We start from the raw sequence: 12586 nt of genomic DNA, 5'->3' as shown, positions 1-12586 counted from the left end.
ATGCCTGCGGAATAGTGTTCTTCAATATGAAGAGCACCATATGTTGTCCGGACAAATAGCATCATGGACAAACTGCTGAACCTCGACGGCCGCATCGTGGTGGTGTCGGGTGCCGGTGGCGGCGGCATCGGCACCACCGTCACGCGCATGGCCGCCGAGGCGGGCGCCACGGTTGTGGCGGTCAGTCGTTCACAGGACAACCTCGACACGCACGTGGGTCCGTTGGCCGACAAGGGACTCTCGGTGGTGACCGTGGCGGCCGACGCGTCCACCGATGACGGCATCGCCACCGTGCTCGACGCCGTGCGGCGCACCGACGGCAGGCTCTACGGCCTGGTCAACGTCGCGGGCGGGGCGGCGCCGTCCACGTGGATGCCTGCCACGCGGGTCTCACGCGCCGACTGGCGGGAGTTGTTCACCGCCAACCTCGAGACGATGTTCTTCATGAGCCAGGCCGTCGCGGCGGAGATCCGCGACAACGGCGACCCGGGATCGATCGTGTCGGTGTCCTCGATCAGCGGTATGAACACCGCGCCGTTCCACATCGCCTATGGCACCGCGAAAGCCGCGATCGTCGCCGCCACGCGCACCATGGCCGTGGAACTCGCGGCGGCCGGTATCCGTGTCAACGCCGTCGCACCCGGCGTCACCGAAACCGCCGCTTCGGCAACATATGTCGACGCCGATCCCGAGCGCGACGGGCGCGCGATCGCGATGGGCCGGCGCGGAACGCCCGACGAGCAGGCCGGCGCCATCCTGTTCCTACTGTCGGATCTGTCCAACTACGTCACGGGCCAGACCCTGCTGGTCGACGGTGGGCTCAACCTGCGCTGGACCCACCTCGGGGCCGACAACACCTCGCTGTTCCTCAAAGACGACAACTTCCGTGCGGCCATAACGCAGCCCTAGAGGCTGCGAGAAGGAGCCGGAAAAGGAGTAGGGATGACCGATACGCAACCCAGGACCGACGAGGCACTCGCGACGCCCATGACCATCGGGGTCGAGGCCTACACGTCCGAGGCGTACGCACGCGCCGAACGAGACAGGTTGTGGCGCAAGGTGTGGCAGCAGGTCGGGCGCGTCGAGGAACTGCCCGAGGTGGGCAGCTACCTCACCTACGACATCCTCGACGATTCGATCCTGGTGGTGCGCACGGGGCCCGGCGACTCGGGTGGATCGTTTGCCGCGCACCACAACGTCTGCATGCACCGCGGCAGGCGCCTCGTCGACACCCCCGCGGGCGCCAAGAACGCATGTGCTCGCACCCGTAAATCGTTCATGTGCGGGTTCCACGGGTGGACCTACGATCTCACCGGCGCGTGCACCCACATCCGCGAACAGGACGACTGGCAGGGCACGCTCACCCCGGAGAACACCCACCTGCCGCGCGTACACGTCGACACGTGGGGTGGCTGGCTGTTCATCAACATGGACCCGGACCCGGAACCGTTGGCGGATTACCTGTTTCCCGCGGCCAAGATCCTCGACCCGTTCGGTCTGGAAAACATGCGCTACAAGTGGCGCAAGTGGCTGTACTTCGACTGCAACTGGAAGGTCGCGCTGGAGGCGTTCAACGAGACCTACCACGTGTTCACCACGCATCCGGAGTTCAACAAGTTCGGTGAGTTCAAGGGCTGGGCCAAGGCACAGGGCAAGCACAGCAACATCGGCTACGACGCGCCGAAGGACATGGAGGCCACCAAGTCCAAGATCCGCCTCGGCACGGGCGACGATCCGCGCGTCTCCACCGCCGAGATGCAGATGTACACGTGGGAGCAGACCAACGCGACCACCACCGAGACCCTGGTCAACGCCGCCAAGCGCCTGGTCGACGAACTGCCCGAGGGCACACCACCCGACAAGGTGCTCGAGCACTGGCTGGCCTCGGCCCGCCGCGACGACGAGGCCCGCGGCGTCATCTGGCCCACCATCCCGGCCGACATCCTGGGCCAGGCAGGCACCGCGTGGCAGATCTTCCCCAACTTCCAGATCGGACAGGGCCTGACCACCGCGCTGTGCTACAGCGCCAAACCGCACCCCAGCTACAACCCCGACAAGTGCATCTTCGAGGTCGCCACCTTCGAGCTGTTCCCCAAAGGGCAGGAGCCCCGGACGGAATGGGAGTACACGCCGGCCGACAGCCCCAACTGGCTCTCGGTGCTGCCGCAGGACTTCTCCAACATGGCCGCGGTGCAACAGGGCATGAAGTCGATGGGATTCCCCGGCACCAAGCCCAACCCGTACCGCGAACGCAGCACCGTCAACCTGCACTACCAACTGTCGAAGTACATGGGGACCGGAGAACCCCGCGACCTCCAGGAGAACGCATGAAAGTCAATCTGGGTACGGGAGCACAGAACTCCCGCGACTGGGAGCGGGTGCTGGCCGAGGACTGGAGCCGCCCGCCCGCAACACCGGACCACCAGTGTGTGCAGGCCGCGCTCGCGCTCGGTGACCTCGCCGAACCACTGGGCTTCGACGGCATCTGGTTTCCCGAGCACCACGGCACGCCGTACGGCATGACGCCCAATCCCATTCAGGCGCTGACATACTTCGCGGGCCGCACCGAGCGCGTGAGCCTCGGCACGTTCGTCGCGGTGGTGCCGTGGTGGAACCCGATCCGCCTGGCCACCCAGATCGCCTACCTCGACATCGTCTCCAACGGGCGTTACACCACGATCGGCCTCGGTCGCGGTGTGTCCAAGGGCGAGTTCGCGGCCGTGGGCGTACCACGTGAGGAGAGCAGGCAGCGGTTCAACGAGACCCTCGACATCCTCAAGCTCGCATTCTCGGGTGAGCGGTTCTCCTACGAGGGCGAGATCTTCTCCTTTCCCGAGATGTCGCTGCGCCCCGAACCGATCAGCACCGACCTGTACGACCGCATCTACAGTTCGTCGTCGACGGCCGAATCGCTCGAGATCCTGTCGCGGCGCGGCATGGTGCCGCTGTTCGTGGGCAACAAGCCGATCACGGACGCCGGTGAAGAGGTCAAGAAGGTCAACACCTTCCGCGCCGAGGAAGGCCTGCCGCCGTGCCAGCCCAAGAACGTCATGTTCATGTACTGCACCAACTCGCAGGACGAGATCGAACAGACCGAGGAGTGGATCTGGACGGCCAACCGCGACGTCAACGTGCACTACGGCTTCGCCGACGCGTCGAACTTCCGGGGCGTCAAAGGCTATGAGGCCTACGCCGCGCGTGAGGCCAGCGCCACCGCGGTGCTCGCGTCGGAGGTCGGCAACCAGAAGAAGGGCGGACCACCCGGATACCACGCGTCGAACCTGCTCATCGGCACGCCGGAAACCGTGTTCGAGAAGCTCAAGGCTGCGCAGGAGGCGTGCTCGTTCTCCGAGGTCACCATCGTCCCGCAGTTCGGCACCATGCCCTACGAGGAAGCCATGGAGAGCGTCAAGCTGTTCGCGGCCGAGGTGCTGCCCGCCGTGCACGACATGCCTGCCCCGCTGCATCCCTCCGTCCTACCCGAGAGCGTCACAGCATGAGCCAGACCACCTGCGGACCCACCGACACCCCCACCGACATCGACATCGATGCGCTGCGGGAGAAGTATCGCGTCGAACGCGAGAAACGCCTGCGTGCAGAGGGTTCCAAGCAGTACGTCGAGACCAGGGATCGGTTCGCGCAGTTCGGTGAGGTCGATCCGCACACGCCGTACGTCGAGCGCGATTCGCTCGACATCGACATCGACGTCGCGGTCCTCGGCGGCGGATTCGCGGGCCTGCTGGTCGGCGCGTCGTTGAAGAAGGCCGGCGTCGAGGACGTCCACATCATCGAGATGGGTGGCGACTTCGGCGGAGTCTGGTACTGGAACCGCTACCCGGGCATCCAGTGCGACAATGAATCCTATTGCTACATACCGCTGCTCGAAGAGCTCGGGTTCATGCCCAGCAAGAAGTTCGCCGACGGCGCCGAGATCTTCCAGCACTGCCGCAACATCGGCAAGCACTTCGGCCTCTACGACGGTGCGATCTTCTCCACGCAGGTCAGGGACATGCGGTGGGAGGACGACCTCAAGCGCTGGCGCATCTCGACCAACCGCGGCGACGACATCCGCGCGCGGTTCGTGGTGATGGCGTCCGGATCGTTCAACCGGCCCAAACTGCCCGGCATCCCCGGGATCAAGGACTTCGGCGGGCACATCTTCCACTCGTCGCGGTGGGACTACTCCTACACCGGCGGCGACACGACCGGAAATCTGCACAAGCTGCACGACAAGAAGGTCGCGCTGATCGGCACGGGCGCCACCGGCGTGCAGTTGGTGCCGTACCTGGGCCGGGACGCCGAGCACCTGTACGTCTTCCAGCGCACGCCCTCGACGGTCGACGAGCGCAATAACACCCCGACCGATCCCGAATGGGTCAAGACGCTGCAGCCGGGCTGGCAGAAGGAACGCCAGCGCAACTTCCACGCATGGACATTCGAGGGCATGGCGCTCGGACAGCCGGATCTGGTGTGCGACTTCTGGACCGAACTGGGGCGCAACACCGCCGCGCGTGTGATGGCGCTGGAAGATCCGGCGTCCATGACCCCCGAGCAGTTCATGGTCATCCGGGAGGAAGAGGACTACAAGGTCATGGAGCGGCTGCGCCGCCGCGTCGACCAGCTCGTCAAGGATCCGCAGACCGCCGAGGCGCTCAAGCCGTACTACCGCTTCCTGTGTAAACGGCCGTGCTCCAACGACGAGTACCTGTCCACGTTCAACCGGCCCAACGTCACGCTGGTCGACGTATCGGAAACCAAAGGCGTCGAACGCATCACCCAGACCGGCATCGTCGCCAACGGCAACGAGTACGAGGTCGACTGCATCATCTTCGCCAGCGGGTTCGAGATCACCACCGAGATCCGCAGGCGCTTCTCGATCGACTCCATCAAGGGCCGCGGCGGAGTGTCGCTGTACGACCACTGGGCCGACGGCTACAAGACGTTGCACGGCATGACCAGCCGCGGGTTCCCCAACCAGTTCTTCACCGGGTTCACCCAGGTGGGCATCTCGGCCAACATCTCGGCCAACTACGAACTGCAGGGCGAGCACATCGCGTACGTGATCGCCGAGGCGCTCAACCGCGGTGTCACCACCGTCGAGCCCAGCCAACAAGCGCAGGACGCGTGGTGCCGAACCATCAAGGAGAACTTCGTCGACAACTCGGCTTTCGACGCCGAATGCACGCCGGGCTACTACAACAACGAAGGCGGCGGTGGCGGCGAGGGCATCCGCTCGCACCTCGGTGAGCCGTACGGCCCGGGCTTCTACGCCTTCGGCGATCTGCTCAAGCAGTGGCGCGACAAGGGTGACCTCGACGGGTTGGAGATCTCATGACAGGGACCTCCGGCACGTGAGCGCACTCAGATTCGATGACCGTGTCGCCGTGGTCACCGGAGCCGGCCGGGGGCTGGGCCGCGAGTACGCGCTGCTCCTGGCGGCGCGCGGCGCCAAGGTGGTGGTCAACGACGCCGGGGTCAGCCTGACCGGCGACGGGTCGGACGAGGCGCCGGCGCACGCCGTGGTCGAGGAGATCGTCGCCGCCGGTGGGCGAGCCGTCGCGTCGACCGATTCCGTCGCGACCGCGGCGGGCGGCAGGGCCATCGTCGACACCGCGCTCGAGCACTACGGCCGCGTCGACATCCTGATCCACAACGCGGGCAACGTGCGGCGCGGATCGCTGCGGGAACTCGGTGACGACGATTTCGACGCGGTCCTCGACGTGCACCTGCGCGGTGCCTATCACGTGGTGCGCCCGGCGTTTCCGGTCATGTGCGACGCCGGTTACGGCCGTGTGGTGCTGACGTCGTCGATCGGCGGCCTGTACGGCAACCACGGTGTGGTCAACTACGCCGCAGCCAAGGCCGGGATTCTCGGGTTGTGCAACGTCGTCGCCCTCGAGGGCGCGGCCGACGGCGTGACGTGCAACGCGATCATCCCAGGTGCCGTGACCCGCATGGCCGAGGGCCTCGACACGTCGGCATATCCGCCCATGGGCCCGGACCTGGTGGCGCCCGCGGTCGGCTGGCTCGCACACGAAACCTGTTCGGTCACCGGCGAATACCTCGTCGCGATCGCCGGGCGTATCGGCCGTGCCGCGCTCGTCGAGAGCCCCGGCGTGTACCAGCCGTCGTGGACCGTCGAGCAGGTGGGTGAACGCATCGACGAGATCCGCGACATCTCGGCACCGGTGACGTTCCCCGTGGTTCCCGACGGGCACGCGGAGCACATCCGCTACAGCTTTGCGCAAGCGGCGCAGGGGGTCGGATCATGACCGGCGGTCCCTTGCAGGGTGTCCGTGTCATCGACCTCACCGCGATGGTGATGGGCCCGTACTGCACGCAGATCATGGCCGACATGGGTGCCGACGTCATCAAAGTCGAACCCCCGCAGGGCGACGACACGCGCTACGTCTCGGTCGGCCCGGCGCCGGGACTCAGCGGTGTGTTCGTCAACGTCAACCGTGGCAAGCGCAGCATCGTGCTGGATCTGCGGACCGCGTCCGGCAAGGCCGACCTGCGTGACCTGATCGCCGACGCCGACGTGTTCATCCACTCCATGCGGGCCAAGGCCATCGCGAAACTCGGCTTCGGCTACGACGACGTCGCCGCGATCAACCCGCGCATCGTCTACACCAACTGCTACGGCTACGGCAGGCGCGGCCCCGACGCCGACCGCCCCGCCTACGACGACACCATCCAGGCCGAATGTGGTCTTCCCGCAGTGCAAAAGCAATTGACGGGGGAGGCCGCCTACGTCGGCACCATCATGGCCGACAAGGTCGCGGGCCTGACCGCGCTGTACTCCACGATGATGGCGCTGTTCCACCGCGAACGCACGGGCGAGGGACAGGAGGTCGAGGTCGGCATGTTCGAGACCATGGCGGCGTTCATGCTCGTCGAGCACGCCAACGGCGCCATGTTCGACCCGCCGCTGGGACCCGCGGTGTATCCGCGCACCGTCGCGCCCAACCGCAGGCCGTACGAGACCAAGGACGGGCACATCGCTGCGCTGATCTACAACGACAAGCACTGGAACGCGTTCATCGACGCCGTGCAACCGCCGTGGAACCGCCCCGAGTACGCCACGCTGGAGGCCCGCGCCCGTCAGATCGACACCGTGTACGGCCTGCTGGCACAGACACTCAAGGAACGCACGACGGCCGAATGGCTGGACCTGTTCGAAGATCTGGAGATTCCGGCCGCGCCGATCCACACCCCCGACGCGCTCTTCGACAATCCGCACCTGGCCGCCGTCGGGTTGTTCGAGACCGTCGACACCCAGTACGGCCCGGTGCGGTTTCCGGGGGTGCCGACGTGGTTCTCGAAGACACCGGGACACGTCAGGGGCTTCGCGCCGGAACTCGGTGCCGACACCGAAGACATGCTGGCCGAGGTGCGCCCACAGAACAAAGCCGGCTGAGAGAGGCGACAGTGGATTTCGATCTGGGCGAGGACGCCAACCGGTTGCGCGGTGAACTGCGCGCGCTCATCGACGAGCATGTGCCCGCGGACTTCCTCGGTGCGTTCACCGACAACCCCGCCGATCTGGCGGTGGCACAACAGTTCTGCCGCACCCTGGCCGAACGGCAACTGCTGTGCATGTCGTGGCCTCGGGAGTTCGGTGGCGGGGATGCATCGGTGTGGGAACAGACCGTGGTGCGCGAGGAGATGTGGGCGCACCACGAACCGCGCGGCGCGCAGTACATGGGCGTCAACTGGGTGGGCCCGATCATCATGCGGTACGGCACCGAGGAGCAGCAGCGCAAGCACCTGCCGCCGATCGCCAACGGCGAGGTCATCTGGTGCCAGGGGTTTTCCGAACCCGAGGCTGGCTCCGACCTGGCTTCGCTGCGCACCTCGGCGCGGCGCGTCGACGACGGGTGGCGTATCAACGGCCAGAAGATCTGGACGTCCTACGCGACCATGGCGCAGTGGTGCTTCCTGTTGGCGCGGACGTCCAGAGGTGAGAAAAAGCAGCAGGGTTTGACGATCTTCCTTGTCTCCATGGACGATCCGGCGATCACGGTGCGGCCCATCCGCACCATGATGGGCCCACATCACCTCAACGAGGTGTTCTTCGACGATCTCGAGGTCACCGAGGCTGATGTGTTGGGCACGGTCGACGAGGGCTGGAAGATCGTGCAGGACGTGGTGTCGTTCGAGCGTGTGGGCATCGCCCGCTACGCGCGCTGCGAGCGCCTGCTGCAGGCCGCGCCCGACGTGCTGGGCGACGCATGGGATCAGTTGCCCGCCGAACTGCGCGGCCGGTGGACCCGCATGCTCACACACTGCCGTCGTGCCCGGCTCATGGCGTACCGCGTGGTGGCGATGCAGGCCACCGGACGCGTGAATCCCGGTGACTCCGCGGCCTATCGGATCGCGGTGACCCGACTGGACCAGGAAAGCGCGGAGGTGCTCATGGAAATCGCCGCGGCGCTGCCGCGCGGTGGAGACCAGCGCACTGAGTACTTCCGCGCCGAGGTCGAGGATCACTGGCGCTATTCGCAGGCGTCCACGGTGTCCTCGGGCAGCATCGAGATGCAGCGCATCCTGTTGTCGCGCACCATGTTCGCAGGAGCCGCCCGATGATTCTCGATCTGTCCGACGATGCCGAAGAGTTCGGCCACCAGGCCCTCCGGGCCTTCGAGTCCGCGGGCGGCGACGAACTGCTGCAACAGGCCGAGGCCAAACCCGATGCCCGCCAGGGCCTGGTCGGTCCTGTACTCGACGGGCTCGGGGCCTGGGACCTGGACCCGCGATCGGATGCCGACGCGCTGGAGGCCGCGGCCGCGCTGTGCCGCAGCGCCGGGTACTGGGCGCTGCCGTATCCGGTCGCCGAACGCCTGGCGCGGCCGACCGATCTGGATGTCGACGGGCTCATCGTGGTGGCCGACGGTACACCCGAAGCCGCGCTCGCAGGGCTCGATCTGCGCTGGGCCGCCGTCACATTGGACGGCACGCGCAGCACGGTCACTCGCCTCGGCGCGACCGGGCCGGCGTTCACCACCGCACTGGACCTCGTCGAGATCGACGCTCAGGGCGCCGGCGACGTGGCGCTCGGTCTGGTGCTGGGCAGTTGGACGCTGCTGGGTCTGCTGGACCGCGCCGTCGATCTCACGGTCGCGCACGTGAGCCTGCGCAAGCAGTTCGGCCAGACACTGTCGTCGTTCCAGGGCGTGCAGTTCCAGCTCACCGACGCCGAGGTGGAACGCAGTGGCGTCGACATCCTCGCCAAACACGCGCTGTGGGGCCTCACCCGACATGACACCACCGAGGTCGTCGACGATGCGCTCGCGTTGCGCCTGGCGGCGATCGAGGCCGCCGAGGTCGTGTTCCGGGTGTGCCACCAACTCCACGGTGCGGTCGGCTTCTGCGACGAGACCACGCTGTCGTGGCTGTCGCGGCACAGCCAGCCGTTGCGGCGCCTGCCGTTCGGGATCTCCACCACGCGCGACATTCTCACCAGGCGTGTGGGCCGGCGCGGGCTCACGGGGCTGTTCTCATGAACTACGACGTGCCCGACGAACTCAGCGTGTCCACCGACGGGCCCGTGCGCATCGTCACGATCAACCGCGAGACCGACCTCAACAGCGTCAACGAGAAACTGCACTGGGCGCTGGCCAACGTGTGGCGACAACTCGCCGCCGACAAGGACGCCAAGGTCGTCGTGCTCACCGGCGCGGGCCGCGCGTTCAGCGCGGGCGGCGACCTGGGCTGGATCACAACGTTCCTCGACGATCCGGTCGCGCGTGACGAGAGCATCCGCGAAGGCGCGCAGATCATCGAGGAGATGCTGCGCTTCCCGCTGCCGGTGATCGCCGCGGTCAACGGTCCCGCGGTCGGATTGGGTTGCAGCGTCGCGCTGTTGTGCGACATCCTGCTGATCTCCGAGGACGCCTACCTCGCGGATCCGCACGTGTCGGTGGGCCTGGTGGCCGGCGACGGCGGCGCGGCACTGTGGCCGCTGCTGACGCCCATCATGCGCTCGCGGGAGTTCCTCTACACCGGCGACCGGATCGACGCCGGCAAGGCCGTCGAGTTGGGCCTCGCGAGCCGCAGCGTCGCCCCCGGCCAACTGCGCAGTGAGGCAATGACACTCGCGCACCGGCTGGCCAAGCAGCCCGTCGAGGCGCTGCAGGGAACCAAACGCGTCGTCAACATGTACCTGTCGCAGGTGCTCAGCGGACCACTGCAAGCCGGCTTCGCGGCCGAGCAGGTCAGCATGCGCAGCGACGACCACCGCGCACGCCTGCTCGCGTTCAAGAAGAAGGCACACAAGTGACCCACCCCGAAAACTTGGACGACTTCCGCGCCACGGTGCGCGACTGGTGCGCCGCGCACGTCCCCAAAGACTGGCGCGCGGCCCAAACCGGCGTGAGCGACGACGAATTCGCGGCGTTCCAGAAGGCGTGGTTCGCCGAGTTGCACAGCGCCGGCTACGCCGTACCGCACTGGCCCGCCGAGTGGGGCGGCGGCATGTCGGTTCCGCAGCAGATCGTGCTGTACTCCGAACTCGCGGCACACGACGCGCCCCGCCTCGTACTGGCGTTCGTCGGCATCCACCACGCCGCGTCGACGCTGCTCGCCGCGGGCACAGACGCACAGCGCAACCGGCACCTGCCCGCGATCCTCGACGGCGAGATCTGGGTACAGGGCTTCTCCGAACCCGAGGCCGGTTCGGATCTGGCGTCGCTGCGCACCACGGCCCGCGCCGAGGGCGACACCTTCGTCGTCAACGGGCAGAAGCTGTGGGCCAGCGGAGCCATGCACGCCGACTGGTGCCTGCTGCTGGCCCGCACCGACCCGAATGCGCCGAAGCGCCACGGCATTTCTTACTTCCTGATGGACATGAAGTCGCCGGGCGTCGATGTGCGTCCGATCCGCAACGCGGTCGGCGATTCGCATTTCTGCGAGATCTTCCTCAACGACGTCGCGATCCCGGCCGCCAACCTCGTGGGCCCGGTGAACAAGGGTTGGCAGGTCGCGCAGGCGACGCTGGGTGCCGAACGCGGCATGACCATGCTCGAGCTCGCCGAACGTCTCGGCAACGCAGGGTTCCGCTGGCTTGTGGACGCGTGCTCGCCGGTGGACGATGCGCTCATCGCGGATCAGCTGGCGCAGTTCGAGATCGAGCTCACCGGCCTGCGCGGACTGTGCCGCGACCTGGTCGAACGCAGCGAAACCGGCAAGGCAGGCCCAGCCGACGCCTCGATCGTCAAGCTGTACTACAGCGAACTGCTGCAACGGATGACGGACTTCGGCGCCCAGATCGCCGGGCTGCCCGCGCACACCGTGCTGACCAAACCCGCGTCGAGCGGATGGGAATCGGGGGCGTGGATGCTCGACTTCATCGGCTCTTGGGAATGGACCATCCCCGGCGGGGCCAGCGAGATCCAGCGCACCATCATCGGTGAGCGGGGTTTGGGCCTGCCGCGAGAGCCGAGTGCGGTGTGATGACAGACTTCACTACAGACTTCTCAGCGATCCACGACGAACTCCGTTCGGTGGCAGCTGATCTGCTCGCGAAGGACAGCGTCGACTGGCCGCTGCTGGTGCAGGCGGGCTGGGTCGGCCTCGACGCGCCGGAGTCCCTGGGCGGAGCGGGTGCCACGTTCGCCGAGGTGGCCGTCATCTGCGAGGAACTGGGCCGTGCCGCAGCCACCACCGGCTACCTCGGCGGCGCCGTACTCGGCGTCGGCGCGCTACTCGCGGTGGCGCCCAACACTTCCCGCGACAACCTACTCACCGAGGTCGTCGAGGGCCGCACGCGCGTGTCGCTCGCGTTACCCGGCGACCTGGTACCCGGTGACCCGCGGGTCCCGTTCACCGTGACCACCGACGGGCGCGTGCACGGCCGCGCGGCATTCGTGCCGGACGCCGGCGACGCGCACCGGTTGCTGCTGCCCGCGCGCGACGCCACGGGTACGACGGTGCTCGTCGACGCGGCGGCGACGGTCATCGAGCAACCCGTGCTCGACGAGACCCGTAGGCTCGCGATCGTCGAGGCCGACGGCGCCGAGGCTCGTGACGTGTGGCCCCTCGAAGACCCGCACGCGCTGGCCCGGCGCGCCGCGCTGGCCGTGGCGTGCGACAGCCTCGGTATCGCAGCAGCCATGCTCGACGCGACGGTGTCCTACGCGTCCATGCGGCAGCAGTTCGGCCGTCCCATCGGCTCTTTCCAGGCCGTCAAGCACGCGTGCGCCGACATGCTGGTGCAGGTCACGGCGGCGCGGCAGTTAATCGCCGGCGCGATCAGCGCACCGGATGCGCACACCGTCGCGAAAGCCAAATCGTATGCAACAGAAGCGGCTGTGGGCGTCGCGGGCAAGGCCATGCAGTTGCACGGTGGTATCGGCTACACGTGGGAAAGCGGTGTGCACACCTACCTCAAACGGGCCGCGCTCAACCGCTCGCTGTTCGGGTCGCCGCGTGCGCACCGCAACGTGCTGGCGGCGCGTTACCCCAGCGCACAGGGCTGAGCGCGCACCGATGTTTTCCTCCTGACGAGGCGGGTATGCGAACAGGACCGCACACAGCCGAAACAGCGCTGTGCCGCGGGCACTGACCGCCAACGAATAGGAGTACG

General features: G+C 67.2%; 11 protein-coding genes. All 11 read left to right on the top strand.

Going from position 1 to position 12586, the window contains the following annotated elements:
• Positions 1-63 precede the first annotated feature (63 nt).
• The 11 genes from AT701_RS27550 to AT701_RS27500 are packed head-to-tail and all read left to right on the top strand — an operon-like array spanning position 64 to position 12479.
• The gene (locus tag AT701_RS27550; protein WP_003897035.1) at positions 64-909 is read left to right on the top strand and encodes an SDR family NAD(P)-dependent oxidoreductase; all 846 of its coding nucleotides are present in this window, start codon (positions 64-66) and stop codon (positions 907-909) included.
• A gap of 33 nt (positions 910-942) precedes the next feature.
• On the top strand, positions 943-2331 hold the full coding sequence (locus AT701_RS27545) for an aromatic ring-hydroxylating oxygenase subunit alpha (RefSeq protein WP_058126981.1): 1389 nt from the start codon (positions 943-945) through the stop codon (positions 2329-2331).
• Positions 2328-3500 carry an LLM class flavin-dependent oxidoreductase gene (locus tag AT701_RS27540; protein WP_058126980.1) on the top strand — a complete coding sequence of 391 codons (1173 nt, stop codon included), beginning with the start codon at positions 2328-2330 and terminating at the stop codon, positions 3498-3500. The genes AT701_RS27545 and AT701_RS27540 overlap by 4 nt, the downstream gene beginning before the upstream one ends.
• The gene (locus tag AT701_RS27535; RefSeq protein ID WP_058126979.1) at positions 3497-5335 is read left to right on the top strand and encodes a flavin-containing monooxygenase; all 1839 of its coding nucleotides are present in this window, start codon (positions 3497-3499) and stop codon (positions 5333-5335) included. Before AT701_RS27540 ends, AT701_RS27535 begins: the two co-directional genes overlap by 4 nt.
• A gap of 16 nt (positions 5336-5351) precedes the next feature.
• Positions 5352-6272, top strand: a complete 921-nt coding sequence (locus AT701_RS27530) for an SDR family NAD(P)-dependent oxidoreductase (RefSeq protein WP_058126978.1) — start codon at positions 5352-5354, stop codon at positions 6270-6272.
• Positions 6269-7420 carry a CaiB/BaiF CoA transferase family protein gene (locus AT701_RS27525; protein WP_058126977.1) on the top strand — a complete coding sequence of 384 codons (1152 nt, stop codon included), beginning with the start codon at positions 6269-6271 and terminating at the stop codon, positions 7418-7420. The genes AT701_RS27530 and AT701_RS27525 overlap by 4 nt, the downstream gene beginning before the upstream one ends.
• Before the next feature lie 11 nt (positions 7421-7431).
• On the top strand, positions 7432-8589 hold the full coding sequence (locus tag AT701_RS27520) for an acyl-CoA dehydrogenase family protein (protein ID WP_058126976.1): 1158 nt from the start codon (positions 7432-7434) through the stop codon (positions 8587-8589).
• Positions 8586-9506: an acyl-CoA dehydrogenase family protein gene (locus AT701_RS27515; RefSeq protein ID WP_003897028.1), complete on the top strand. Its 921-nt coding sequence runs from the start codon at positions 8586-8588 to the stop codon at positions 9504-9506. Before AT701_RS27520 ends, AT701_RS27515 begins: the two co-directional genes overlap by 4 nt.
• Positions 9503-10282, top strand: a complete 780-nt coding sequence (locus AT701_RS27510; protein WP_011730661.1) for an enoyl-CoA hydratase/isomerase family protein — start codon at positions 9503-9505, stop codon at positions 10280-10282. Before AT701_RS27515 ends, AT701_RS27510 begins: the two co-directional genes overlap by 4 nt.
• Entirely contained in the window at positions 10279-11454 is a 1176-nt protein-coding gene (locus AT701_RS27505) for an acyl-CoA dehydrogenase family protein (RefSeq protein WP_058126975.1), read from the top strand. The genes AT701_RS27510 and AT701_RS27505 overlap by 4 nt, the downstream gene beginning before the upstream one ends.
• The gene (locus tag AT701_RS27500; protein ID WP_174519622.1) at positions 11454-12479 is read left to right on the top strand and encodes an acyl-CoA dehydrogenase family protein; all 1026 of its coding nucleotides are present in this window, start codon (positions 11454-11456) and stop codon (positions 12477-12479) included. The genes AT701_RS27505 and AT701_RS27500 overlap by 1 nt, the downstream gene beginning before the upstream one ends.
• Positions 12480-12586 lie beyond the last annotated feature (107 nt).

Source organism: Mycolicibacterium smegmatis, from assembly GCF_001457595.1.
Lineage (GTDB): Bacteria > Actinomycetota > Actinomycetes > Mycobacteriales > Mycobacteriaceae > Mycobacterium > Mycobacterium smegmatis.
Note: the sequence above shows the minus strand (reverse complement) of the source record. Positions and strands in the feature narration are given on the sequence as shown.